The 25,790-nt window shown below is 64.6% G+C and carries 23 protein-coding genes; 16 read left to right on the top strand and 7 right to left on the bottom strand.

The features are described 5' to 3' along the window. Positions 1-74 precede the first annotated feature (74 nt). The 5 genes from AC04SF_RS08280 (at position 75) to AC04SF_RS08260 (ending at position 5,310) form a co-directional block, all read left to right on the top strand. Complete coding sequence (locus tag AC04SF_RS08280) at positions 75-866, top strand: ABC transporter ATP-binding protein (protein WP_488477371.1); 792 nt, start codon at positions 75-77, stop codon at positions 864-866. A 20-nt stretch (positions 867-886) separates the two neighbouring features. Next, a complete protein-coding gene (locus AC04SF_RS08275) occupies positions 887-1,708 on the top strand; it encodes an ABC transporter permease (RefSeq protein WP_488477370.1) in 822 nt (273 codons plus the stop codon). A gap of 50 nt (positions 1,709-1,758) precedes the next feature. After that, the gene (locus AC04SF_RS08270; RefSeq protein WP_488477369.1) at positions 1,759-2,748 is read left to right on the top strand and encodes an ABC transporter substrate-binding protein; all 990 of its coding nucleotides are present in this window, start codon (positions 1,759-1,761) and stop codon (positions 2,746-2,748) included. Positions 2,749-2,825: 77 nt separating this feature from the next. Continuing rightward, complete coding sequence (locus AC04SF_RS08265; RefSeq protein ID WP_488477368.1) at positions 2,826-3,734, top strand: nucleoside hydrolase; 909 nt, start codon at positions 2,826-2,828, stop codon at positions 3,732-3,734. Between the two features lie 244 nt (positions 3,735-3,978). Beyond that, complete coding sequence (locus AC04SF_RS08260; RefSeq protein WP_488477367.1) at positions 3,979-5,310, top strand: APC family permease; 1,332 nt, start codon at positions 3,979-3,981, stop codon at positions 5,308-5,310. 52 nt (positions 5,311-5,362) lie between these two features. On the opposite strand, the gene AC04SF_RS08255 is transcribed toward AC04SF_RS08260, so the two are convergent. Both AC04SF_RS08255 and AC04SF_RS08250 read right to left on the bottom strand, forming a co-directional pair. Further along, the gene (locus AC04SF_RS08255) at positions 5,363-5,608 is read right to left on the bottom strand and encodes a hypothetical protein (RefSeq protein WP_488477366.1); all 246 of its coding nucleotides are present in this window, start codon (positions 5,606-5,608) and stop codon (positions 5,363-5,365) included. A gap of 67 nt (positions 5,609-5,675) precedes the next feature. After that, positions 5,676-6,452 (bottom strand): helix-turn-helix transcriptional regulator, encoded by a 777-nt coding sequence (locus tag AC04SF_RS08250; protein ID WP_488477365.1) that lies wholly within the window; start codon positions 6,450-6,452, stop codon positions 5,676-5,678. A 131-nt stretch (positions 6,453-6,583) separates the two neighbouring features. Here AC04SF_RS08250 and AC04SF_RS08245 point away from each other — a divergent pair, with 131 nt between their 5' ends. Then, positions 6,584-8,023: an amidase gene (locus AC04SF_RS08245; protein ID WP_488477364.1), complete on the top strand. Its 1,440-nt coding sequence runs from the start codon at positions 6,584-6,586 to the stop codon at positions 8,021-8,023. A 24-nt stretch (positions 8,024-8,047) separates the two neighbouring features. On the opposite strand, the gene AC04SF_RS08240 is transcribed toward AC04SF_RS08245, so the two are convergent. After that, the gene (locus tag AC04SF_RS08240) at positions 8,048-9,232 is read right to left on the bottom strand and encodes a Gfo/Idh/MocA family protein (protein ID WP_488477363.1); all 1,185 of its coding nucleotides are present in this window, start codon (positions 9,230-9,232) and stop codon (positions 8,048-8,050) included. A gap of 118 nt (positions 9,233-9,350) precedes the next feature. Here AC04SF_RS08240 and AC04SF_RS08235 point away from each other — a divergent pair, with 118 nt between their 5' ends. The 8 genes from AC04SF_RS08235 (at position 9,351) to AC04SF_RS08200 (ending at position 18,918) form a co-directional block, all read left to right on the top strand. Continuing rightward, complete coding sequence (locus AC04SF_RS08235; protein ID WP_488477362.1) at positions 9,351-10,244, top strand: MurR/RpiR family transcriptional regulator; 894 nt, start codon at positions 9,351-9,353, stop codon at positions 10,242-10,244. A 78-nt stretch (positions 10,245-10,322) separates the two neighbouring features. Continuing rightward, positions 10,323-11,105 carry an SDR family oxidoreductase gene (locus AC04SF_RS08230; protein ID WP_488477361.1) on the top strand — a complete coding sequence of 261 codons (783 nt, stop codon included), beginning with the start codon at positions 10,323-10,325 and terminating at the stop codon, positions 11,103-11,105. Continuing rightward, on the top strand, positions 11,102-12,646 hold the full coding sequence (locus AC04SF_RS08225) for a mannitol dehydrogenase family protein (RefSeq protein ID WP_488477360.1): 1,545 nt from the start codon (positions 11,102-11,104) through the stop codon (positions 12,644-12,646). Before AC04SF_RS08230 ends, AC04SF_RS08225 begins: the two co-directional genes overlap by 4 nt. Positions 12,647-12,779: 133 nt before the next feature. Continuing rightward, positions 12,780-13,694, top strand: a complete 915-nt coding sequence (locus tag AC04SF_RS08220) for a sugar phosphate isomerase/epimerase family protein (protein WP_488477359.1) — start codon at positions 12,780-12,782, stop codon at positions 13,692-13,694. 183 nt (positions 13,695-13,877) lie between these two features. Further along, a complete protein-coding gene (locus AC04SF_RS08215; protein WP_488477358.1) occupies positions 13,878-14,912 on the top strand; it encodes an ABC transporter substrate-binding protein in 1,035 nt (344 codons plus the stop codon). A 250-nt stretch (positions 14,913-15,162) separates the two neighbouring features. After that, positions 15,163-16,722, top strand: a complete 1,560-nt coding sequence (locus AC04SF_RS08210; protein ID WP_488477357.1) for a sugar ABC transporter ATP-binding protein — start codon at positions 15,163-15,165, stop codon at positions 16,720-16,722. Continuing rightward, positions 16,719-17,690 carry an ABC transporter permease gene (locus AC04SF_RS08205; protein WP_488477356.1) on the top strand — a complete coding sequence of 324 codons (972 nt, stop codon included), beginning with the start codon at positions 16,719-16,721 and terminating at the stop codon, positions 17,688-17,690. Before AC04SF_RS08210 ends, AC04SF_RS08205 begins: the two co-directional genes overlap by 4 nt. Before the next feature lie 247 nt (positions 17,691-17,937). Further along, positions 17,938-18,918 (top strand): ABC transporter permease, encoded by a 981-nt coding sequence (locus tag AC04SF_RS08200; protein WP_488477355.1) that lies wholly within the window; start codon positions 17,938-17,940, stop codon positions 18,916-18,918. Positions 18,919-19,059: 141 nt separating this feature from the next. Here AC04SF_RS08200 and AC04SF_RS08195 read toward each other — a convergent pair whose 3' ends face one another. Both AC04SF_RS08195 and AC04SF_RS08190 read right to left on the bottom strand, forming a co-directional pair. Beyond that, positions 19,060-19,230 carry a RidA family protein gene (locus tag AC04SF_RS08195; RefSeq protein ID WP_488477970.1) on the bottom strand — a complete coding sequence of 57 codons (171 nt, stop codon included), beginning with the start codon at positions 19,228-19,230 and terminating at the stop codon, positions 19,060-19,062. Between the two features lie 683 nt (positions 19,231-19,913). Then, positions 19,914-20,162 (bottom strand): YjiS-like domain-containing protein, encoded by a 249-nt coding sequence (locus AC04SF_RS08190; RefSeq protein WP_488477354.1) that lies wholly within the window; start codon positions 20,160-20,162, stop codon positions 19,914-19,916. A 171-nt stretch (positions 20,163-20,333) separates the two neighbouring features. Here AC04SF_RS08190 and AC04SF_RS08185 point away from each other — a divergent pair, with 171 nt between their 5' ends. Beyond that, positions 20,334-22,319 (top strand): BTAD domain-containing putative transcriptional regulator, encoded by a 1,986-nt coding sequence (locus AC04SF_RS08185; protein WP_488477353.1) that lies wholly within the window; start codon positions 20,334-20,336, stop codon positions 22,317-22,319. A gap of 204 nt (positions 22,320-22,523) precedes the next feature. Further along, positions 22,524-22,811 (top strand): hypothetical protein, encoded by a 288-nt coding sequence (locus AC04SF_RS08180; protein WP_488477352.1) that lies wholly within the window; start codon positions 22,524-22,526, stop codon positions 22,809-22,811. A 74-nt stretch (positions 22,812-22,885) separates the two neighbouring features. Here the strand turns inward: AC04SF_RS08180 and AC04SF_RS08175 are convergent, their stop codons facing one another. Both AC04SF_RS08175 and AC04SF_RS08170 read right to left on the bottom strand, forming a co-directional pair. Beyond that, positions 22,886-24,430, bottom strand: coding sequence for a winged helix-turn-helix domain-containing tetratricopeptide repeat protein (locus AC04SF_RS08175; RefSeq protein WP_488477351.1), 1,545 nt, complete (start codon positions 24,428-24,430; stop codon positions 22,886-22,888). Between the two features lie 107 nt (positions 24,431-24,537). Continuing rightward, positions 24,538-25,272 (bottom strand): class I SAM-dependent methyltransferase, encoded by a 735-nt coding sequence (locus AC04SF_RS08170; RefSeq protein ID WP_488477350.1) that lies wholly within the window; start codon positions 25,270-25,272, stop codon positions 24,538-24,540. Positions 25,273-25,790: the final 518 nt, after the last annotated feature.

The following is a 25,790-nucleotide window of genomic DNA, read 5'->3' as shown; positions in this document are numbered from 1 at the left end:
GGCGCAGGCTTGTGTGACGCCGGACGGGAGGATCTATGCACTTTCGAGCCAGCCTGCTTCGCGAGGATTGCTGAATGCCGGAGGCGTTGAAGTCAACCGGCACAGTCGGATCGCAGCAATCCGCTCCGACAAAGCTATCAATCGAGAATCTCAACGTCCGCTTCGGTTCCGTCACTGCTCTCAGCGATGTCAGCCTCGACATCTCGGACGGCGAATTCGTCTGCATCCTGGGCGCCTCCGGCTGCGGCAAGAGCACGCTGTTCAACGTCGTTTCGGGTCTGCTCAAGGCGACGTCGGGAAAGATCGTGCTCGACGGCCACGATGTCTCCAGCCGGCCGGGCCAGGTCGGCTACATGCTGCAGAAGGATCTGATGCTGCCCTGGCGCACCGTGCTCGGCAACATCACTCTGGCAGCGTCGCTGACGCGCGGCGCCACCACGCGGGATCGGGCCGAGGCGGCCGAACTGGCCAGCCGCTACGGCCTCGGCGACTTCCTCAACCATTATCCGCACGCGCTGTCGGGCGGCATGCGGCAGCGCGTCGCCATGATGCGCACCATCGCCGCCGGCCGCCAGGTGATGCTGCTCGACGAGCCGTTCGGTGCGCTCGACGCGCAGACGCGGCTTGGCATGCAGCAATGGCTGCTGCAGCTCTGGCGCGACCTCAAGCGCACCGTCCTGTTCGTCACCCATGATGTCGACGAGGCGATCTATCTCGCCGACCGCATCGTGGTGATGACGCCGCGCCCCGGCCGCATCGCCGAAATCCTCACCGTCGACCTGCCCAGGCCCCGGCCGCTGGAAGTGCTGACGACCGACATTTTTGTCGGCCTGAAGCGGCAGATCATGCAGCACCTCTATCACTGAAGCGCATGGGGACCACTCGAATGAACACACGGTTTGGGGCAGCAGCGGGGCCGTTCTTGATCTGGGTCGTGGCCATGGTGCTGATCCTGGTCACCTGGCAGGTGCTGGTCTGGGTCTCCGGACTTCCCGCCTATGTCATCCCGCCGCCGGCCCAGGCATTCCAGACGCTGTTCGACAACTGGCCGCGGCTGTCGGTGCTTACCGGCCAAACGCTGTATGAGACCGCGATCGGCTATGTCATCGGCGCGCTGATCGGCTTCGTGCTCGCGCTTGCCATGGGGCAGATCCGTGTCGTTCAGCGGCTGGTCATGCCGGCCTTGATCATTTCGCAGGCCGTGCCGATCGTCGCCATCGCTGCCCCTCTGGTCATCATCTTCGGCTTCGGCCTGATGCCCAAGCTGATCATCGTCGCCTGGATCGTGTTCTTCCCGGTCGTCGTCAACGTGCTCGACGGTCTCGCCTCGGTCGACCGCGATATGCTGAACCTCGCCCGCCTGATGGGCGGCGGGTCCTTGCGCACCTTCGCCATCGTCAAGCTACCGGCCTGTATCGGCCCGCTGTTTTCCGGCCTCAAGATCGGCGCCACCTATGCGGTGACCGGTGCGGTCATCGGCGAATGGACGGCGTCGTCCAAACAGGGCCTCGGCACCTATCTGCTCACCGCCAACGCGCAGATGAACACGGCCGGCGTCTACGCAGCGATGCTGCTTCTCACCGTCATCGGCGTCGGCTCCTTCCTGCTCGTCTTCGGGCTCGAAGTGCTGATGACGCCTTGGCGCTCCCGCTCCACCGCACCGGCCTGGGCGCAATGGAAGCCGGCGCAGGCCAGCGTCGCAGCGTGATTTTGCCACCAATTTCCAACCAGTCGACAACAACCAAAAAGGGGAATGCAATGCACAGTGCTTACACTAGGATGATCTCGGCGACCGTTGGCCTGCTGGCCCTCGGAACCGCCTTCGGCGCGGCTCCGGCCAGCGCCTCAGACCTCACCACCGTCCGCTTCGTCTATGACTGGGCGAGCGCCGATTTCGAGCTGATCCCGACGCTGGTCGCCCAGCAGAAGGGCTTTTATGAAGCCGAGGGCATCAAGGTCGATGTCATCTTCCCGCCGGACTCGCAGACCACGGCGCGGCTGCTTGCCGTCGGCCAGGCCGAGATCGGCTTCGAGGCCACCACCGACGTCGTCTTCGGCGCTGCCCAGGGCATCCCCATCACCTCGATCGGCCTCTACACCAAGAGCAACAATTGGGGCCTGTTCGGCCGCCCCGGCGAGCCGCTCTCGCTCGACAATCTGAAGGGCAAGTCGATCGCCATCTACACCGACTCCTGGACCAAGGCGATGATGCCCTTCGTGCTCAAGGCCGCCAAGCTGACCGAGGACGACGTCAAACTGATCATCGCGCAGGATTCCGACACCAATCTGCTGCTCGCCGGCAAGATCGACATCGCCACCAACACGGAAAACTATCTGGTGCCGCAGGTGCAGGAGACCTTGAAGAAGGACCCGACCAGCCTCGTCGGCACGGCCGCCGGCGCGCCCGACGTGCCGGTCTGGACCTACACGGCGTCGACCGCCTATCTGGCCGACCACGGCGACATCGCCAAGAAGTGGACGCGCGCCACCATCAAGGGAACCGAATGGGCCGCCGACCATCCCGACGAAGCCGCCGAAATGTTCACCAAGGCGTATCCGGAAGGCGGCAGCCTCGCCTACAACCTCTCCGGATGGAAACTGACCGCAGCGCTGATGAAGGGCGACACCGGCTACATGATGCAGGAAGACAAGAACTGGCTGCCGATCGCCCAGGCGCTGAAGGACACCGACCAGATCAAGGAAGTCCTCCCCGCCTCGAAATATTACACCAACGAACTGCTGAAGTAGCAGCGGTCGTCAAGACAAGGGCCGCTCCGCCGGGGTGGCCCGCTTTTACCAGTACCAAGAGAATGGACTTATCACGCATGGCCAAGAGCAAGATCATCATCGATTGCGACCCCGGCGTCGACGACGCCATCGCGCTGCTTCTGGCCTTTGCCTCGCCCGGCGAGATCGAGATCGTCGGCATCACGACGGTCATCGGCAACGTCTCGCTGCCGCTGACCACCCGCAATGCGCTGCGCATCACCGCCATGGCCAGCCGCCAGGACATTCCGGTTTACGCCGGCTGCAGCAGGCCGATCATCCTGCCGCGCGTGCAGCGCGGCGCCTCGGTGCACGGCACCGACGGCCTTGGCGACCTCGGCATGCCAGATGCCACGCATGAGGCTGAGAGCCAGCATGCGGTGGATTTCATCATCGATGCCATCCTGCGCGAACCGGGTGAGATCACGCTCTGCCCGATCGGCCCGATGACCAACATCGCGCTGGCGCTCATCAAGGAGCCGTCCATCGCGACCAAGATCAAGGCCATAGTCTTCATGGGCGGTGCCGCCTTCAGTCCGGGCAACACCGCGACCGATGCCGAATTCAACATCTGGATCGACCCGCATGCCGCGCAGGTGGTGCTGTCATCAGGCATTCCGATGACCATGTTCGGCCTCGACGTGACCCGCCACGCGACGCTGACCAAGGCGCGCTTCGACCAGCTCGAGCGCGACGCCAGCCCGATCATGCAGACCGCCATCGCCATGATGCGCCGCTATGGCAGCGGCGATCCCGCTTTGCACGACCCCTGCGTGACGGCGTTCCTGATCGACCCGACTCTGTTCGAGGGCGTTGACGCGGTGATCGAGGTCGAATGCGATCAAGCCGGCGCCTATGGCCGCACCCGGGTGGTCGAAAACGGCGACGGCCAGCCGGTGCATGTCATCACCGAGGTTGATGATGAGCGGTTGTTCCAGTTGATCGACCAGCGGCTGCGGCTGCTTTAGCGTCTTCGGCGGGGCAATCACGTAGGGTGACGCCCATTCTTCAATCGATCCATAGCCATCCAAACGCCGCCTCCCCTCACCACTCCGCATAATCCCTTGGGGTTATGGCCGCCTTGCGCCGGCTAAGTCATGTTTCGCCTCAACTTCGAGAAATGCAACCGGAAGCCCTTCGCCAACGCCTGATCTCCAGGCGCCAGCCGGCCTCCGGAAAAGCATCGCAAACAAGCTCCCCGGAGGCGGAACAATGCAAGACACAATCAAACTCGACCGCGCGCTCGGACTCTGGTCCGTCGTGCTCTTCGGCCTGGCCTACATGACGCCGATGATCGTCTTCGGCACCTTTGGCGCGCTGGCCGCGGCCAGCCAGGGCACCACCGCGATGGCCTATCTCGTGGCGGCGGCTGCCATCCTGCTCACCGCCATCAGCTACGGCGTCATGGCGCGCGTCTATCCCGTTGCCGGCTCGGCCTATACCTATGCCCGCCGCTCGATCAGCCCCAGCATCGGCTTCCTCGTCGGCTGGGCGGTGCTGCTCGACTATTTCTTCCTGCCGATGGTGATCTGGCTGATCGGTGCCGCCTATCTCGCCTCGGCCTTCCCCGCGGTTCCGACCTGGCTGTGGATCGTCGGCTTCATCGCGGTGACGACCGTGGTCAATGTCGTCGGCATCGCCTTCGCCAACCGCGTCAATTTCATCCTGATGCTGGTGCAGCTCGGCGTGCTCGTCGCCTTCCTGGTGCTCGCCGCCCGCTATGTCGTGGCGCTGAACGGCCCCGGCGGCCTCGTCTCGGTCACGCCCTTCTTCAAGACCGGCGTGCCGTTCTCGGCTTCGGTCGCGGGTGCGGCCATCGCCGCCTATTCCTTCCTCGGCTTCGACGCGGTGTCGACGCTGACCGAGGAGACCAGGGATCCCAGGCGCACCATGCCGAAGGCGATCCTGATCATCGCGCTCGCCGGTGGCGTGATCTTCATCGCCTCGGCCTACATCACGCAGCTCGCCCATCCCGGCATGGACTTCGTCTCGGTCGACGCCGCCGCCACCGAAATCGCCAAGGCAATCGGCGGCGACCTGTTCGTCACCATCTTCCTGGCGACGCTGGTCGTGGCGCAGTTCACCTCCGGCCTTGCCGCGCAGGCCAGCGTCGGCCGGCTGCTCTACGCCATGGGGCGCGACACCGTGCTGCCGGTCTCCTTCTTCGGCAATCTGCATCCGAAATGGCACACGCCGATCCTCAATTTGATCCTGGTCGGCGTGGTCGGGCTCGCGGCGCTGACGATGGACGTCACCACCTCGACATCCTTCATCAATTTCGGCGCCTTCCTTGCATTTACCGCCGTCAACGTCTCGGTGATCGCGCTCTATCTCAAGCGCGACCAGCAGGTGCGTCCGCTCGGCGTGCTGATCGGCCTGATCGTCCCGGCGCTCGCCGCGGTCTGCGACCTCTTCCTGCTGTGGAATCTCGACGAGAACGCCAAGGTGCTCGGCCTGGTCTGGCTAACAGTCGGCATCGTCTATCTCGCCTACCTCACCAGCTTCTTCCAGGTCGCGCCGCCCGAGATGGATTTCGCCGAATAAGGACGGGCGGCGGCCTTCTCACATCGGTGCAGGCCGCCGCTCCATCTCGTTGTTAGGAATCAGAAAAGCCGGCATCCCGTTTGGCCAATTCCAGTTGATAGATACTTCGCGAATGTCTTCTGCGTCGCCATATCTGAAGAGATACGATCAACGCAACGTAGCCAAATAGGGCAAGCATGCTCCAGAGAACACCGAGATCGCTCATGACCGCGGCGAGAAGAAGCACCGAGGCAACCACGGCCACGGCGTAATACAGGACAGAGGCCCAGACATATCGTTCCATCTGCGAGCTACTCATTGGCCACTCCCGGCCCGAAAGTGCGATTCATAACTCACCGGTGCCGAGCGATTCATTGCGTTTGGGCCTAGGCCAAAAACAGCCGGAAGAGTTCGGCCTGGCTGGAAATGGCAAGCTTCGAATAGATCTGCCGGCGATGGACTTTTACCGTGTTGGGCGACAGCGACAGGACGGCGGCGAGCGAGAGGTTGGAATGTCCCTTGAGGATCAGCGTGACGATTTCGAGCTCGCGCCGGGTCAGCAGCGGATGCTCGATCCGCGCCGCCGGGGCGGCGTTCTTGATGTCGAGCGAGAGGCCGGGAACATGATACCAGTGCCGCGCAGCGAGCGCGCAGACAATGGGCGCGGCGGACCTCAGGCGCTCCAGCTCGTCCTCGGCGAAGACCGGCGCCGCACCGGTCCGCGACAGCGACAGCACGCCGGCAAAACCGTTCTCCAGCTTCAGCACGAAACCGATCTCGTCGCCGATCTCGGTGGTGGCGTAGTGTCGCCGATAATATTCGGTGTGCGCGAAATCGTCGGGCGCCAACTCCCGCATCACGATCATGCGCTCGGCGCCGTCGCCGCGAACCGCGTCGTAGAACGGGTCCAGCACATAAGCGCCGGCAAGGTAGCGGTCGACGATGATCGAGCGCTCTGCGACGATCTTCTCATTGTAGAGGTCGAAGGCGCGGCCATCCGGCGAATAGAGAAAACCGTTCATCATCTGGAAGGGCGTCAGCAGCCGCAGCGCCGCCGCCAGCGCATCGGCAAATCCGCGCGAGCCGATCGCGGCCGCCGCGGCACCAAGGCCGGCATTCCAGACATCGAAGGACGGATGCGAGCCTTTGTCGGCGGACTTCATGGAAACGGCGGGGCCTCTCTTCCAGTTCAGGTGAGATTGTGCAGGTCCGCCACCCCCGAGCAAGCATGCTTTCCATTTCTTTGCGAAAACCAAAGCCGCCCGGCATGAATTCACCTCCGGAGACCCGAGCCATGACCCATCCGCTGGATCTGACCGCCAACACGATCGCCGATGGCATCCGCACGGGCGCCTTCAGTGCGCAGACCGTGGTTGCCGAGTCCATCCGCCGCGCCAAGTCTGTCGGCGACAGGTTCAACGCCTTTGCCGTGATCCGCGAGGAGCAGGCGCTGGAAGCCGCCCGCCTGGCCGATCGCGCCGTGGCGCGCGGTGACGTGACCGGGCCGCTGCACGGCGTGCCATTCGCGGCCAAGGACCTGACGCCAACATCAGGCGATTTGACGACGCTGGGCTCCTGGACGAAGGGCGATTGGGTGCCCGAAGAGACGGCGCTGTGCGTGCGCCGCCTGCAAGCGGCCGGCGCGATCCTGATCGGCAAGACGACGACGCCGGAATTTGCCTTTTCCTCCTTCACCAACAGCCCGCGCTGGGGCGTGACCCGCAATCCATGGAACCCGGAGCGCACCAGCGGCGGCTCCTCCGGCGGTGCGGGGGTGGCGGTGGCGACGGGCGTGGTGCCATTCGCCGAGGGCACCGACATGGGCGGCTCGGTGCGCATCCCCGCCGCCTTCTGTGGCGTCGTCGGGCTGAAGCCAAGCCTCGGCCGCATCCCGATGACCATCCTGCCCAGCGTCTTCGACAACATCTCGCATTTCGGGCCGCTGGCACGCAACGTCGCCGACGCGGTCACCTTCATGCAGGTGACTGCGGGCGGCAGCGACGAGGACATCACCTCGCTGCCGATCGGTTTTGATGTCTTAGCCGCAAGGGCGGGTGAGTTGGATGGCAAGCGCTTCGCGCTGTCGCTCGACCTTGGCTATTACCAGATCCAGCCGCAGGTCGAAGCCGTCATCCGGCAAGCCGTCACCGAGATGCGCAAAGCCGGCGCCATCGTCGACGAGGTGGCGATGGGCTGGACGCGCGCCGTCAACGACGAATGGTTCGATCTCTGGTGCGTCTTCATGTCGGCCTTCTTCGGCGACGAGCTTGCCGGTCATCGCCACCATATGGATCCATCGGTGGTCTCGATGATCGAACGCGGGCTGGCGATGAACGCGACCGCCTACAAGCGGGTGGAACTGCTGCGCACCGCGATGTGGCGGGACATGGCGCGGCTTTTCGAGCGCTACGATGCCTTGCTATGCCCGACCTGCGCCATCACGGCACCACCCGTGAGCGAGACCGACGACGACTATGTCGCGACGCTGCCCGACGGCCGCTTCAAGGGCCTGGATCTGACCTGCCCCTTCAACATGCTGCCGCAACTGCCGGCGCTGTCGCTGCCCGCCGGGTTCGCGGAAGACGGATTGCCGGTCGGCCTGCAGATCGTCGGGCGGCGCTTCGCCGATGAAGAGGTGCTGTCGATCGCGGCGGCGGTGGAGGCACGGCTGGGTGTCGCCGGGATCAATGCGGATCGGTTCGCTGCCGCAACTGCAGTCAGGGCAATCGCATAAGGTAGCGCCACCCCCCACTCAGTTTCACCCAAACCTAGCCGCCATCCACGCCCCGCCCGCCGCATTCGACTCCACCGCCGCCGCGACGAACTTCACCCCGCGCGCACCATCGACCACATCCGGCACCTGCGCCGCGCGCGCCGCATCCACCGCACCGCCGGACCGATGCGCCCGAATGATATCCGCGGCGTCGCGGTAGAAATTGGCGAAGGCCTCGATATAGCCTTCCGGATGCGCCGCCGGCATGCGCGACACGCGCCGGGCCTCCGCCGTCGAACCATGGCCGCCACGCACCAGCGTGCGGGTTTCCTCGCCGTAGGGCGAGAAGCGCAGTTCCTCCGGCCGGCCGCCCGACCATTCGAGCCCGGCTCTGTCGCCATAGATGCGGACAGAGAGGTCATTGTAGTGACCGGGCGAGGTCTGGCTGGCCAGGATCGTGCCGCGCGCGCCATCGGTCCAGCGCACCATCACATGCGCATTGTCGTCGAGCCGCCGTCCGGGAACGGCGGTGAACAGGTCCGCCGACACCGCCTCGGCCTCGCGGCCCGAAATATAGCTCGCCAGGTTGAAGGCATGCACGCCGATATCGGCCAGCACCGCCGACTGCCCGGCGCGTGCCGGATCGGTGCGCCACTCCGCCTGCTTCTGGCCTTCGGCGTCGATCGGTTTGGTCAGCCAGTCCTGGATATAGGCGCCATGCACCGACACGATCCGGCCAAGCTCGCCCGCCATCACCATTTCGCGCGCCTGGCGGACCATGGCGTAGCCGGTGTTGTTGAGCGTGACGACGAAGCGTCGGTTTTTGGCGCGCGCCAGCGTCACCAGCGCTTCGGCATCGCTGAGCGTGGTCGACAGCGGCTTGTCGCAGATCACGTCGATGCCGGCCTCGAGAAAGGCGGTGGCGATCGGCGCGTGCAGATGGTTGGGCGTGACGATGACAACGGCCTCGATGCCATCAGGCCGCGCGGCCTCGGCCAGCGCCATCGCATGGTAATCGGCATAGCTGCGTTCCGGCGCGATGCCGATCTCGGCGGCCGAGGCGGCAGCGTTCTCCGGATCGGACGACAGCGCGCCGGCGACCAGCGCGATCTGGTCGTCGAGGCGCATGGCGAGCCGGTGCACCGCGCCGATAAAGGCATTGCGGCCGCCGCCGACCATGCCGACCCTCAGCCGCTTGCCCGCCACCCCATCCGATGTTGCGTAGACCATGTTTTCTCCTCCGAGCCGATCATTGGCGACGCGCCAAGCGTCAAGCTCGGCTACCACTTTCGAACACAATTTCCAATTTCCATATTGTAATACGATCGTGCCGCGCTAGCCTGAGATCATGAGTGGGGCGGGCAAATCTTCAGGACGATCTCTTGCCGACGAGGCGGCGACGCGCAAGCGCGGGCGCTCTCTTGCCGCGTTGGGCTATATCCAGCCGCAGACCTATGAGGAGCTGCGCGCGGTGCTGTCGTCGGGCACAGTGCATTTCCCCAAGCGGCTGCGCCAGGTGGCGATCTTCATGTGGCAGCATCCGAGCGATGTTGCGCTCGGCACCATCGCGCAGGTGGCCGCGCAGGCCGGCGTGCAGCCCTCGACGCTGGTGCGCTTTGCCCAGATCTTCGGCTATTCCGGCTTTTCCGATTTCCAGGGCCTGTTCAAGGAACACGTCAAAGGCTCATGGCCGGAAGCGCGCGGCGAGCCGCGCACCGAGGCGGAGCCCAATGCCGCCATGCATTTCCTGCACGGCATGGTCGGCGCTTCGCAGGCCTCGCTCGGCCGCATCGAGGCGGGCTTCGACGTTGAGCGTTTCGAGAAGATGGTAACGCTGCTGGCGGCGGCCGACCTGATCTACGTCATCGGCTCCAAGCGCGCCTTCCCGGTCACCGCCTATCTGTCGCTGACGCTGTCGCAGCAAGGCGTGCGCAACGTGCTGGTCGACAATGTCGGCTCCTCCGCGCTCGACCAGGTCGGCTGCATCGGCGACCGAGACGCTGTGCTGGCCGTCTCGTTCAGTCCCTACAATTCGATCACGCCCGACCTGGTCGCCGTGGCGCATGAGCGCAAGGCCCGCATCGTCACCATCACCGACAGCACCTTCAGCCCGCTGATCCCGTTGTCGGACAGCTGGCTGGAAGTGGTGGAATCCGACTTCGCCGGCTTCCGCTCGCTGGCGGCGTCGCTGGCGGTCGGCATGGCGCTGGTCCAAGGCGTCGCCGCGCGGCGCGGCACATGAGGCGCTGCTGGCACAATTGACTATCGGGAATTGCCGTTCCATATTTCTAAAAATAGAAACTTTGTTCCGGGAGGAGGAATGGAGCTTCATCTCCAAGGCAAGGTCGTGCTGGTCACCGGCGCGACGCAAGGCATCGGCCGCGCCATCGCCGAGACGCTCGCGCGCGCCGGCGCTGAGGGATTGGTGATCACCGGACGCGACGGCAAACGCGGCGACGCCGTGGCGGCGGAGCTTTCGGCCACCGGCACGCCGACCATCTTCGTCGCCGCCGACCTTGGCGACCCGCAAACCCCTGCCCTTCTGGCACAGGCCTGCATCGCGCGCTTCGGCCGCATCGATGGCCTCGTCAACGCTGCCGGCTTGACCGACCGCGCCTCCTTCCTCGACGCCGGCCTCGATGACTGGGCCTCGCTCTTCGCCGTCAATGCGCGCGCGCCGTTCTTCCTGATGCAGGCCGCCATCGCCGACATGAGGAAGCGCGGAGAGCCCGGCGCCATCGTCAACATCCTGTCGATCAACGCCCATTGCGGCTCGCCGGAGCTCGCCGTCTATTCCGCCACCAAGGGCGCGCTGGCGACGCTGACCAAGAACGCCGCCAACGCCCACCGCTTCGACCGCATCCGCGTCAACGGCATCAATGTCGGCTGGACCGACACGCCGGCCGAACACGTCATGCAGGCCGAGACGCTGGGCCATGGCCCGGGCTGGCTCGACGCCGCCAACGCCGCGCAGCCTTTCGGCAGGCTGCTCAAACCGGACGACATCGCCAACCTTGCCGTCTTCCTGCTTTCCGACGCGGCCGGCCCGATGACCGGCGCCGTGATCGATCAGGAACAGTCGGTGATCGGGGCAAACCGGTGAACGCGGCTTCGGCATCGTCGGAAACGCTTGGGCCAGCCTTGCTGGACCGGCTTCCGGCCGCTGTCCAGACACCGGCCTATGACCGGAAAACACTCGCGCCCGGCATGGCGCATCTCGGCGTTGGCGCCTTCCATCGCTGCCACCAGGCCGAATACACCGATGACCTACTGGCACGCCAGTTCGACCGCTGGGGCGTTGTCGGCATCAACATCCGCCCGCCCACCCTTGCCGACACGCTCGGCCGGCAAGGCGGCCTCTATACAAGGCTGATCCGCGAAAACAGCCACATCGAGGCGCGTATTATCGGCAGCATCGTCCGCGTGGTCGACAGCCAGGCAAGTGCCGCACCGGCGCTCGGCGTGCTCTCCTCATCCGACATCGACCTGGTAACACTGACGGTGACCGAGAAAGGCTATTGCCACATCCCGTCGAGCGGCGTGCTCGATCTCGACCATCCCGACATCGTCCATGATCTCGCCAACCCGCAAGCGCCGCGCAGCGTGCCCGGCATTCTTGCGCGGGCGCTGGAATTGCGCCGGGCCACGCATGGCCGGAAGCTGACGCTGCTCTCCTGCGACAACATCCCGACCAACGGCACCATCCTGGAAACCGCCGTGCGCAGCTTTGCCGAACGGCGCGGCAATGGTCTTGCCGAGTGGATCGCGGGCAACGCCGCCTTCCCCTCCGCCATGGTCGACCGCATCGCGCCGGCGGTGACGCAGAACGACCTCGACAGCGTCGAGCAATGGTTCGGCTACCGTGATGGCGCCGTTGCCGTCTGCGAGCCGTTCCGGCAATGGGTGATCGAGCAGAAATTCGCCGGCCGCATGCCGCGCTGGGATCTGGTCGGCGCCACCTTCGTCGACGACGTCACGCCGTTCGAGCATCTCAAGATGCGGGTGCTGAACGGTGCCCAGACGACGCTTGCCACGCTCGGCGTGCTGGCCGGGCTCGAACACACTTTCGATGCCATCGCCGACCCGCTGCTGTCGGCCTTCATCAGGCGCATGCTGGTCGAGGAGACGCTGCCGACGCTGATCCCGGTGCCCGGCATGGATCCATCGGCCTATGTCGAGCAGAGCCTCGGCCGCTTGAAGAACACGGCGATCCGCCACCGCAACCACCAGATCGCCACCGACGGCTCGCAAAAGATCGTCCAGCGCCTGCTCAACCCGATCCGTGACCGCTTGAGCCAGGGCGCCAGCATCGGCCTGCTGTCGGTGCCGGTCGCCGGTTGGATGGCTTATCTCATCCAGGCCTCCGACCGCTTCGGCAAACGCTGGCCGGTCTCCGACCCCTATGCCGGCAAGGTTGCCGAGATCGCCGACGCGACAGGCCGCGATGCGGCGGCGTTGGCTTCGGGAATCCTGGCCATCGATACGATTTTTGACCCCGGCCTCGCCGCGAACGAAATGTTTCGCGCGGCCGTCACATCGACGCTGGACAAACTGCTTTCGGACGATCCGATGGCGGCCGTCCGGCACAGTCTGGAGCAAGATGAGACCGCAAGGTTGAAACGATCCAAACAATCGGCATTATGAACATGGCCGTGAAGACACGACAGAAGCAATTCCAGGAAAAGTGTGAAACGGTTTTCCGTCCGGAATTGCGCGAAAACAAAGGGAGAGCTCTTCAGCGTTTCCACGAAACGATGAAGAGCTCTGGGGAGGCACTATGAAACTTGGACTGCTCACCGCGCCGTTCGCGGAGACGCCGCTTGGCGAGGTTGCCAACTGGGCAAGCTCGGCCGGCTTCGAGGCGCTGGAAATCGCCTGCTGGCCGAAAACGTCTGGCGCGACCCGCCGCTATGCCGGCACCAGCCATATCGATGCTGCCTCGACCTCAGCCACGCAGGCGAAAGACATCGTCGCCTCGCTGGCGGAAAAGAGCCTCACCGTTTCCGGCCTCGGCTACTACCCCAACCCGCTGCATCCCGATGCCGCGCACCGCGAAGCAGTCATCGGCCATCTCAAGAAGGTGATCGTGCTGGCCGCCAATATGAGCGTGCCCATCGTCAACACCTTCTGCGGTGGCGATGCCTCCAAGACAGTCGACGTCAACTGGCAGGACGCGCTGAAAATCTGGCCCGAGATCGTCGCTTTTGCGCGCGGCCACGGCATCAAGCTTGCCTTCGAGAATTGCCCGATGATCTTCAGCTATGACGAATGGCCGGGCGGGCACAACATCGCCTATTCGCCACTCGTCTGGCGCCGCATCCTGGAGACCTGGGGCGGCGATGTCGGCATGAATTTCGACCCCTCGCACCTGGTCTGGCAGATGATCGACCAGGCCCGCTTTATCAGGGAGTTCGGCCCCTGCATGCTGCATGTCCACGCCAAGGACCTGATGATTGATCATGATGGTTTGTACGAGCGCGGAATCCTTTCGGCTGGCATAGGCTGGCAGGTGCCGCGCATGCCGGGGCTGGGCGATGTCGACTGGAGCGGCTTCTTCTCCGGCCTCTACCGCGCCGGCTATGACGGATCGGTCATCATCGAACACGAGGACAGGCGGTTTGAAGGCAGCGACGAGCAGGTCAAGCGCGGTTTTCTGCTCGCCCGCGACGTGCTGCGTCCCTACGTCAAGTGAAGGAAAAAGCATGTCGCCCAAAAGTGCTTGGCGGTTTTGGGGCAAACGACATGCCTAGGGAAAACATGTCGGCAACGACGTGTGGAGGACAACGAGCTGAAGCTGGTCGCGTGAATCTCTTTCTGAGCGACATGTCTCAACGACTTGGAACTGAAACTGAAAACAATGTGGAGGAAGACTGAAATGAAGAAAATCCTGACCATGGTCCCGCTGCTGGCGGGTGCCGCCTTGCTGGCCTCGGTGGGCGTCTCGTCGGCCGCCGGCAAATACACGATCGGCATTTCCAACACCGTCCAGGGCAATGGCTGGCGCGAAGAGATGGTCTGCGCCATGAAGGCGCAGGCGCTTGCCTCCGGCGAGGTGGCAAAACTCAACATCGCCCACCGCAACACCGATGCCGCCGGCCAGCTGGAAGACATCCGCAATCTGATCAGCGCCAAGGTCGACGCCATCGTCGTCAACCCCGCCGATCCGGCCGGCATCAAGGCGGGCCTGGAGGAAGCCACCAAGGCCGGCATCGTCGTCGTCGCCGTCGACCAGGCGGTCACCGAGCCGTCGGCCTACATCATCTCCAACAACCAGGAGGAATATGCCTATCTCGGCGCCAAATGGCTGTTCCAGCAGATGGGCGGCAAGGGCGAGGTGTTTTACATGCGCGGCGCCGCCGGTGCCTCGGCCGACAGCGATCGCGACAAAGGCTTCAAGAAGGCACTGGCCGAATTCCCCGACGTGAAGGTGGCTCAGGAAGTCTTCACCGGCTGGCAGCAGGACCAGGCCAAGCAGCAAATCCTCTCCTTCCTGTCAACCGGAACGCCGATCAACGGCATCTGGACGTCCGGCATCGACAACGTCATCGTCGACGCGCTGGTGGAATCGCAGGCGCCCCTGGTGCCGATCGTCGGCGCCGACAATGCCGGCTTCGTCGGCCAGCTGAGCTCGGTCAAGGGCCTGGTCGGCGCCGCCGTCACCAACCCCGGCTCGATCGGCGGTGCGGGTGTGACACTGGCGCTGCAGATCCTCGATGGCAAGAAGCCGGCGCAACAAACCGTGCTGGTGCAGCCGCAGCTCTGGGAAAACGCCACCGATGAAGGCAAGGCCAAGCTGAAGGCCGCCGCCGACCCGTCGCTCAGCCCGGAATGGCCGGTCTCGATCTCGATCCCGGACTGGACGACGTACACGAAGGACCAGATCGTGGCGTGCAAGGGGCCGGGGGAGTAAAGCTGACGAGATGCCCTTCCACCTTCTCCCCTTGTGGGAGAAGGTGGATCGGCGCGTTAGCGCCGAGACGGATGAGGGGTGTTCCAGCGGAGTGAGACGTTGGTGTTCCCTGGAACACCCCTCATCCGACCTCGCTTCGCGAGGCCACCTTCTCCCACAAGGGGAGAAGGGAAGGCCACCGCTGCGGCCGGCATCGCCAAAGCTTTTGGCTACATAACATTTGTATAGCTTGAATCGAGAACCCCACGATTTGACCACCAGCCCCCTCCTCGACGCCACCGGCGTCGCCAAAAACTACGGCGCGGTCGCCGCACTTCGCAACGCGTCGCTGTCCGTGCTGCCCGGCGAGGTACATGCGCTGATGGGCGCCAACGGCGCGGGAAAATCGACGCTGGTGAAGATCCTGACCGGGGCCATATCGGCCAATGCCGGGCGCATCCTGATCCGGGGCGAGGCGCGCGACATACGCTCGCCCGCCGCCGCCCGCCGCGCCGGCTTGTTGCCCGTCTACCAGGAGCCGTCGCTGATCCCCGATCTCGACGTGTTGTCCAACCTTCGCCTGACAGGCACGCCGGTCGAGCCGTTCCGCGCCTGGGTGCGCGAGCTCGGCATTCCCGACCTCGATATCCGCGACACAGCGCGGGACATCCCGCTGGCGGTGCTGCGCGTGCTCGACCTGGCCCGCGCGCTGGCCGTCGAGCCCGACGTGCTGCTGCTCGACGAGATGACCGCGGCACTGCCCGCCAACCTCGCCGAAAAGGTGCTGGAAGTGGTGCGCCGCCAGGGCGACGCCGGCCGCGCGGTGATCTTCATCTCGCACCGCTTCGTCGAAATCTCGGCGCTCTGCGACCGCGCCACCGTGCTGCGCGACGGCGAGACCGTCGGCGTCGTCGACATCGTGCCGGGCGTCGAGGAAAAGATCGTCGAACTGATGCTCGGCACCCGCATCGTCAAGACCCATGTCGCCGCACGCGGCGCCGCCGAGAAGGCGGCATCAGCCCCTGCCCGGTCGCGGCTTGCCGTGCGCAATCTGCGCGTCGGCACCAAGCTCAGCGACGTCTCCTTCGATCTCAGGGATGGCGAGGTCGCCGGCGTCGTCGCGCTCGAAGGCCAGGGCCAGGACGAATTGTTCGCCGCCCTCGCCGGCTCGATCCGGCCCTCGGGCGGCACGATCGAGGTCGACGGCTCCCAAGTGAAATTTTCGCACCCGATCGACGCCATCCGATCGGGGATCGCCTATGTGCCGGGCGACCGCTCCGAGGCGCTCGCCATGCAGCGCTCGGTCCGTGAAAACATCGCGTTGCCCTTCAGTGCCGCCTTGCGCAACTGGGGGCCGATCAACATGCGCAAGGAGCGCGCCACCGTGCTCAGCGCCATCGAGCGGCTGCAGATCGACACCCGCGCGCAAGGCGAGGTGCAGCGCCTGTCCGGCGGCAACCAGCAGAAGGTGACGATCGCCCGCTGGATCGCGGCGGATGCCCGCACCATCCTGTGCTTCGACCCGACGCGCGGCATCGATGTCGGCACCAAGCAGGAGATCTATCATCTGATGCGCGAGCTTGCCGGCCACGGCAAGTCGGTGCTGTTCTACACCTCCGAGCTTGAGGAAGTGCAGCGCGTCTGCGACCGCGTCATCGTCATCTTCGGCGGCCGTCTGGTCGACATTTTCGCCGTCGAGGACGCCGACGAGCCGGCGCTGATGCGCGCCGCCTACGGCCTGCCGCGCGGCGCCAAGGCCGATATCGGCATACTGGCCGACCCCACTGCCTCCGATGCGCCCTCTTCCGACGCCTCGGAGGCGAAGCCATGAACCATTTCCTGCGCCGCCAGGGCTGGGTCATCGGCCTGTTCGCCCTGCTCATCGTGCTGTTCATCGCCACCAGGATCATCCAGCCCGGCTATGGCAGCGGCGATTTCGGCTCGCTGGCGCGGGCCGTGCTGCCCTATGCCTTCGCCGTCGCGGCACAGACGGTCGTCGTCATTGCCGGCGGCATCGACCTCTCGGTCGCCGCCATGATGGCGCTGACCAGCGTTACCGCCGCCTCGATGATGGCCGGCGCGTCCGAAGAATACGCGCTGTTCGTCGTGCCCTTCGTGCTCGCCATGGGTCTTGCCCTCGGCGCGCTCAATGGCCTGTTGATCGTCGTCACCCGCGTGCCCGACATCGTCGTCACGCTCGCCATGCTCTTCGTGCTGCAGGGCGCTGCCCTTCTGGTGCTCGATGCGCCGGGCGGCGCCGCCGCCGAATGGCTGAAGGCGCTGATCTCCGGCACCGTGCCCATTCCCGGCCTGCCCGACGCCATCGACGCCTGGCTGCCCAAGGCGCTGCTGGTGCTGATCGTCTGCCTCTGCGTCATCTGGATACCGCTCAGGCGCTCGCGCCTTGGCCTCTCCATCTACGCCATCGGCTCGAGCGAACTGGCGGCGTTCCGCTCAGGCGTGCCGGTCAAGCGCACCCGCATCATCGCCTATGCGCTGTCGGGCCTGTTCGCCGCGTTCGGCGGGCTGGCGCTGACCATGAGCACCGGCATCGGCGCGCCCATCCCCGGCCCGTATCTCTTGGCCAGCGTCGCCGCCGTGGTACTGGGCGGCGTGGCGCTCGGCGGCGGCAAGGGCGGCCTGCTTGGCCCCATCGTCGCCGTCTTCGTGCTGCGCCTGGTGCGCACGGACCTCACTCTGCTCGCCATCGACCCCAACGTCACCGCCATCATCGAAGGCCTGATCATGGTGGCCGTGGTGATGTTCGGCGCGTTCATTACGATGCGGGGGCGGCAATGATGGGGGGGCATAGGCGCGCGCCTCTTCCTTCTCCCCTTGTGGGAGAAGGTGGCCTCGCGAAGCGAGGTCGGATGAGGGGTGTTCCAGGGAACGCCAACGCCTCACTCCGTCACGCACCCCTCATCCGTCTCGGCGCTGCGCGCCGATCCACCGCCCCGGGGCGAGCCAACGGTCTCGCCCCGTCCTTCGGACCCCACAAGGGAAGAAGGGAAAAATGCGTCGCGCCACCCCAATCGCGAGCCACCCCATGAGCACCACCGCGATCACCTCCGTCCCCCTCGGCCGCCGCGTCAAGCGCTTCATGGCCGACCGGCCGCTCGTCCCGCTGGTCATCCTGCTCATCATCCTGGTGGTGATCCTGCAGATCCTGCGCCCCGGCATCGTCAACGAGCGCTGGATCGCCAACACCATCAAATTCGCCATTCCGCTGGCGATCCTCGCCGGCTGCCAGACCATGACCATGCTGACAGGCGGCATCGACCTCTCCGTCGGCACGGTGGCGACGATGAGCGCCTTCATCATGGCGACGCAGATCGTCAGCCAGGACCCGGCGGTGGCCTTCCTGCTGGCGATGATGCCGGCGGTGCTGATCGGCCTGGTCAACGGCATCGGCGTCGGCGTCTTCCGCGTCCACCCGCTGATCATGACGCTGGGCACCAGCCTGATCGGCACCGGCTGCCTGCAGGTCTACCAGCGCACGGTGATCGCGTCAGGCGCGAAAATCCCAGACTTCCTCGCCTGGCTCGGCACCGGCGTCACCTACGGCTTCCCCAACGCGCTGCTGTTGTTCATTCCGCTGGCAGCGCTCATCGTGTTCACGCTGGCCCGCACCGGCTTTGGCCGCCTGCTCTACGCCGTCGGCGACAATGAGCGCGCGACGCGCCTGTCGGGCGTGCAATACTGGCAGGTCATCACCGCCCTCTACGTCACCTCGAGCCTGCTCGCCGGCATCACCGGCCTGCTCTATATCGGCCTGATCAAGGCCCCTTCCCTGTCGCTCGCCGAACCCCTGGTCCTGCCCTCGGTAGCCGCCGCCGTCATCGGCGGCACCTCCATCTTCGGCGGCCGCGGCGGCTACACCGGCACCATCATCGGCGCGCTCATCCTGACCGTGCTGACGACACTGCTGACGATCCTGCAGATGCCGGAGGGGGCAAGGCGCATCCTGTTCGGACTGATCGTGCTGTTCGTGACGGCGGCTTATCTGCGGATTGTGGAGGAAAGGTAGATCATGAATTGACTGACCGCAGTGGGGCCGAAAGCGGACCGGCAGCTGTCAGGAAGCGATGCAACAAAGCGGCTATTCTGTTGCGATCCCATTGCAGCTTACCCGATAACCTCAATGAATTCGCATTGCACCAGAGAGGCGCTATCGGGCGGCTGTGGCCGAACGTGCTGGGCCGGGCGCGACTTGGGATCGGGAAACATTTGAACCCATTCCGTGTTGACGGCATCCCCTGTCGGAGCTGTCGCGGAGATAGATCTCCACCTTGATGACACCTCCCGTGCTACCGCCCGCGGCCTCGACAATGGCGAGCATGTTGGCAAAGACGTTCGCGGACTGATCCGCGATCTCGGTTGGCAACTCGTGCGTGCTCTAATCTACGCCATGGATCGCCCCGGAGAACACCATACTGCCGATCCGGCAGGCGTTGCGAACCGCATGCCTGGCTCAGTCCCTTAACCGAAATGCTGCTGCGTATGGCCTACCGATCCATCACCATTTAGGCATAGCCGCCCCGGACGGCCTCAGCGTCCTTCAGACGATGAGTACTGCTTGCCTGCGTCAGGTCACAATCTCTGCGCGGCTCGTACAGGCTCGACAGTCTCATACGACGGTTCTCATCCACGCCAGGAGGGACTCACGAAGCCATAAGCGGGGACGTTCGGCGGGCGGTTCCGCGCCAGCCCCGCAAGGCGTCAGCAGATAGAGCCAGGCCAACATCTCATGGGCCTCGCCGCAGCAGGGACCGGCAATGCCCGCAGAAAGAATGCCAAGAGCTTCCCCTCGTGTCAGCGTGGTGGGCGCAACCGGAGCATAAGCCTTCACGTGCATGATCGACCTCCTATGTTGGCGACGGCAGCAGTGTGCCGACTGCTCGCCGGTTGTTCCGAAAGCATGGTCACCAAAGCTGCCTCTCGTCCTGAACGGCGCTGATCTTTTGCTGAATTCTGCTCCGGCTACCGGCGGCGCGCGCAGCGCCTCTGCCGTCTGGTTCCGCCTCATCTCATCGACATCAGGTCCGTCATGACGCCGACCCCGACCCTGACGAAGAACGTAGGTCTGGGGACCTCCGGACAGCCGATGTCCTTCAACTGATCGGGTGTCAGGTCTGCTAACGCCCTGCGTCCTGCAACCGCCCTCCGCCAGGACGTGAAGGCAGCAACAGCTGCCGCCACGCTTTTCGACGCCACCCCAAGCGGCCCGAGGTTCGATGCGTGGGCCTTCGCGTGAGTTTCCGTGTGAGCCATTTTTGCTCTCCCGTTCCAGATTATTGCCGGAGCTTGCCACGGGGGTGATTTGCGGTTGTTCAGACTGGCGCGAACCGTCGAGCAAAGGCCGGCGGACCGCCGTTAAATCCGCGTTAAATCGACTGGCGAAGATGCTATTCTACCGGTTCGTTCGAAAATTCGGAGGGTGTCGTGCGCATCAGGTTGCTTGGCGGTCTCGAAGTGACTTCCGCAGAGGGTCAGCCTGTCCGCTTCGCAACGCGAAAGTCCGCGCTGCTTTTTGCCGCCTTGGTCCTGGCGGGCCGCCGAGGCCACCATCGCGAACTGCTTGCCGAAGGGTTTTGGCCTGGACGGGGCGATGCGCAGTCGCGAAACAGCCTGCGCCAGGCCCTTGCCGACATCAGGCGATGGTTTCCCGCCGACGGCAATGCACCAATTTCTCTCGAGGGGGATCAAGAAACGGTCGCGCTGACGGCCGGCCCGGATGAAGCGGACATCTGGCTCTTCGAGCGGAAGCTCGCCGAGAGCGGGACGGCGCACCTTGCTTTCGCCGCCGAGCTTTACCGTGGTGATGTCCTTGCGTCCGAAATCATTCCCGACGGTCTGCAAGAATGGTTCAGCCCGCATCAGGTCAGGTTCCGGCAAAAAGCTCTGCAACTGGTGGAACGCCTGAGCCTCGCGCCGCCAGAAGCCGGGTCCGCGAATGAAGCGGCCTGCGAACAGCTCGCGGAAAGGCTGCTCGCCTCGGATCCGACTGCCGAGGCGGCCCATCGAGCATTGATCCGGATCCACGCCGCCAGGGGTCACGAAAACGCGGCCTTGCGTCAGTTCGAAACCTGTCGCGCGGTGCTGAAGAGGCATCTGGGCGTGGAACCCGAGGCACAGACGCAGTCGCTAGCGGAGTCGCTGCAAACGCGAGGCGGAAATCGCCAGACCGCTACGGCGCACGACATGGCGCCTCAGCCTGTCTTCATCCCGCCGAGGCCGCATGACCAGCCCTCGGTAACGGTGATGGCCTTCGACAATCTTGGCGGGGCGGACGACGAGTATTTTGCCGACGGCGTTGTCGAGGAGATCACTGCCGCGCTTTCCCGCATCCGGGATTTCTTCGTCATCGCGCGCCAATCAGCTTTCACCTATAAGGGACGCTTCGTCGACGTGCGCGAGGTCGGCCGGGAACTCGGCGTCAATTACGTCGTCGAAGGCACCGTTCGGCGAGGCGGCGACCGGCTGCGCATTTCCGTGCAACTGGTCGATGCCGAGACGCGGACACAGCTCTGGTCCGAGCGCTACGAGGGCGCGACTGTGGACGTTTTCGACTTCCAGGACAGGATCGCGGCCCAGGTGGCCGGCGCCATACATCCGGCCATTCGCGGTGCCGAGATCGAGCTGGCGAGGCGCAAGCCGCCGACCAGCCTCAGGGCCTATGATCTCGTCATGCGCGCCTATCCGAACATTTGGGGCCGCCGCAAGGATGCCAACGACCAGGCGATAGACCTGCTCAAGAAAGCGATCGCAGTCGATCCGGCCTATGGCCGCGCCCATGCGCTCCTGGCCTGGTGTCATGCCTCGAACGCCGCATATCTGTGGGCCGAGCACCCGGAAAATGAGCTGAAAAAAGCGCGTTCGGCGATCGAAGCTGCAGGCCTGATCGGCGATGATCCGACCGCATTGACCGCCGCCGGCTCGGCATTGAGCATGTGCGGTGACCAGGAGCGCGCAGCCACATTGATCGAAAAGGCGCTCACGCTCGCTCCGAACAATGCGTGGGCATGGGCACGCCATGGCTGGATCGCGATCTACACGGACGAAGCCGCCTTGGCCCCGGAGCGGTTCCATCGCGCGATGACGCTAAGCCCGATGGATCCGTTCGCATTCGCTGTGAGACTGGGAACGGGCTACGCCTTGGCCAAGACAGGTTCCCTTTCCCAGGCCGTCGCGATCGCCCGTGAGGTCATCGCCGCCCACCCCGACATCATCATTTCCTATCGATACCTCGCCGCCTGGGCGGCGATGGGCGGGGACCTGGAGACCGCCCGCTGGGCCGCGCAAAAGCTCATGGCCGGCCAGCCAAGTTTCACGATCGAGCGATACCGGTCTCTACCCATTCTTCGGAACACGAAATGGGCGAACCAGGTGGTCGAAGCCTTGAAGCTGGCGGGATTGCCCGAGCGCTGACTATCTTCGGCCCATCCTTGGTGCCTTGGCCTTCCCCTTGTTGCGGTTTTGGACAACGACACTCAGTTCCAAGTGGGGAAGGCTATGGCGGTTTCACCGCAATTTCCCGCAAGTTTCGTCGCCGCCTCACGATGTCAGGGAGACCTCTGGCTATAGTCGTCCTTGCTGTCACCGAGGACAGCTTTCAAGATGGAGACAAACGCCATGACGACGATCGATCACTTCATCGGAGCCGATTACAGTCGGCGGGCTTCCTCTTCCCGGCTCGTCAAGCTCTGTGCCACTGCAAAATCGGCGCTACTGTGGCTGCCACGCTTCTGGAAGAAGCGCAGCGATCTCGCCGGTCTGGCCGCGATGAGCGAATGCGAGCGTCGCGACATCGGCCTTACCGTCTTCGACGTCGAGAACGCGTTTACGCTGCCCGTCGACCGCGACCCCACGAAGGCGCTGGCGCAAATCGTGGATGATCGCCGCCACCGCCGCGAACTTTGATCACGGCGCAATCGGGCACGCCCTTGCAAACCCGGCGGAAAGGACCTGAGTCGTCGCTGGCGGGCCGCCGCAGATCAGTTCGGCAGGCCGGCCTCGCGAAGCGCCGCGACGATGCGCTTCATCGTGCTCGGGCCGAAAAGCGCCGAGTCGCAGACCTTGGCGATGGTCAGTTCGGGATAGCTCTCAAGCAACCTGCCGCATTCGCGCCGCGCCTCACCGCGACGGCCGGCATAGACCAGAGCCATCACCAGCCAACGCAGCGCCCATGTCGCGTCGGGCTGCTGACTCAAGCCGCGCTGCGTCAAGGCCACGGCCTTGTCGTAGCGCGAGGCGACGAAATGGGCCGCACCGATACCGATCAGCGCCATGTAGCCCATCGGGTCGAGCGGGCTTAGCCGTTCGAAACGCTCGAACTGCTCGATCGCCGCCTCGGGCCGCTCGCGATAGACATCGAGCCAGGCACTGCGCATACAGACCCAGGCGGAATTGGGATCGAGCGTGCGGGCCCGCTGCAAATGCTGATCGGCGACATCGTAGTCGCGGGCAAAGGAGTGCGCCGCGCCGAGCACGGCAAGCACCATCGGATCGTCGCTGGAGAGCGCTGCCGCCTTCTGCGCAAGGCGCAGACCCTCGTCCCTGGAAATGGCCGGCGTCTCCGTCCAGTTGTAGACGGCGCGCTGCTCATGGCACCAGGCGAGTAGCGAGAGCGCCAGCGGATAGGTAGGCTCGATCGCGATCGCCCGGTCGAGCAGCGCCGCGGCAACATCGTTCTGCGTCCGGTCGAGCGACCAGACCAGCGGAAAGGCGCGCAGCACATAGTCATAGGCGGCGAGGCTTTCGGGCCGCTTGCGCCGCGAGCGATCAATTTCGGCCGAAAGGATGGACGGCTGGATGGCACCGACGACGCTTTCGGTGATGCGGTCCTGGAGGTCGAAAATATCCGCCATGGTGCCGTCATAGCGGTTGGCCCAGATCGTCTTGCCGGAGGATGAGTCGATGAGCTGTCCGGTGAGGCGGATGTGATCACCGGCCTTGCGAACGCTGCCGGTCAACAGGTAGCGAACGCCGAGTTCGCTGCCGGCCCGCTTCACGCTGTTGGCATGACCCCTGTAGGCGAAGCTCGAATTGCGGGCGATGACGAACAGCCATCGCGTGTGCGACAGCGCGGTGATGATCTCGTCGACCATGCCGTCGGCGAAATAATCCTGCGCCGGGTCGCCGCTCATGTTCTCGAAGGGCAGCACGGCGATCGACGGCGTATCCGTGCCGGCACCCTCCGCGACCTCGGCAGGAGCCGTGCCGCGATCCTCGACCCGGCGGACGCGCTCCTCGTCGATCACATAGCCCCGCCGCATCACGGTGCGGATCAGGCCATCCGCATCCGGCCCGAGGGCCTTGCGGATATCCTTCATGCATTGGGTGAGAGAATCGTCGGAGACGGCGATGTTGGGCCAGACGGCATTGACCAGTTCGTCCTTGCCGATGACGCGGCCGGCATTCTCCAGGAGATAGACGAGCAGCGAATGCGATTTGGCACGCAGGTCGATGTCGAGCCCACCCTTTTGCAACCTGCCTTTGCGCAGATCGAGCCTGTGGCCGGAAAATTCGAACGTTGTCATGTCGCCCTTCAGGAAGACGTCAAACCACTTCGACCTGCAACCGATAGTTACCGCCTATTCCCACCCTCGCCTTGTATGCTCGAAAACACCATGCCCGCGCCATGACATCAAGGCTTGCGCCCGCTGAAGATGGCATGACCGGCGAACAGCCAGATGCAATCGACGTCGACCAAACCAGCCTGTGAAAACCACGCAAGCTGTTCAGCCAGTGAAGATGGCTTGTCGATCGGCTCGCCATCGGGATTGCGGAAGTAGTTCCAGCCGAGGCGATTGAACTCGGCGAAAGCTGCCAGATCGCCATCGATTGCGAGTGCCCGCGCACGCACCGCTTCATCCCATTGCCGTGCGGCGATGCCGAGCCCGCTTTCGCTCGGCGGACGCACGATGTCGGCGACGACAAGGATGCCGCCAGGGCGCAGCGCCGCCGCCAGATCGGCAAAAAGCGTCCGTTTCTGGGCGCCGTCGAGGTGATGGATAGCAAGCGAGGAGACGATGGCATGCGGAGGCTCGGCAAAGTCGCGCCAGCCGCGACCTTCCAGTTCGAACGCCGTTGTGGTCAGCCGGGCGGCGTGGTCGCGACAGGTGTCCTGTGTTTGTGCGCGCATTTCCGCCGAACCTTCAAGCGCCAGCAGACGGCAGGCGGGAAACCGCTCCAGTAGGGCGAGGCTGAGTAGCCCCTCGCCCGGGCAAAGCTCGACAAGCAGCCCGCCCTGATGAAGTGGCGGGACCAGGTCGGCGATAATCTCGATCTGGCGTTCGCGTTCGGGAACGAAATACCGGCCGTAATTCAGAAAGCTGCGGGAATGGCTCTCGTCCCAGTGGTTGATGCGCGCGTCTGCCATGATCTTCCTATTCTCAACCCAATGTCGGCCAATGCCCAGTGTGTGTGTGTGTGTGTGTGACGACGGAGTGTCTCAATCCACCGTGCTTCAATCCCGGCCGACCGTCCTGACCGCGGGCTGAAATTCGACTGAAATTGGCCTGAGAGGGCCATCTTCAGACCCTTCTCTGCAACAGGCCCAACCCCGTTTCCAGCAACCGACTTCAGCGCGCCCCATCAGGGCACCTGCATTAACCACTTCGGCCCACTGCGGCCTTCGAGAACCGGCGGCGAATGACCGCTATTGGCGCACCTGTGACCGACAACGCGGTCGCCAGTAATGTCCTCTTTAAGGCATCGATACAGCTAACTTTGATGACCGAATTGAGGTGGTGGGTTCAACCGGTCACTGCAACACTCTTAATCTGAGAGGATGAGGAGGTGTTGCATGGTGACGTCACGGATCTGGTTTACGTCAGCGCAGAAGGCCGAGCTTTGGGAGCGATGGAAGCAAGGTCAGAGCATTTCGTCGATCTCGCG

It is taken from the genome of Mesorhizobium sp. CNPSo 4671 (assembly GCF_057784245.1).
The sequence above is the reverse complement of the archived record's forward strand: the minus strand, read 5'-3'. Positions and strand labels throughout refer to the sequence as shown.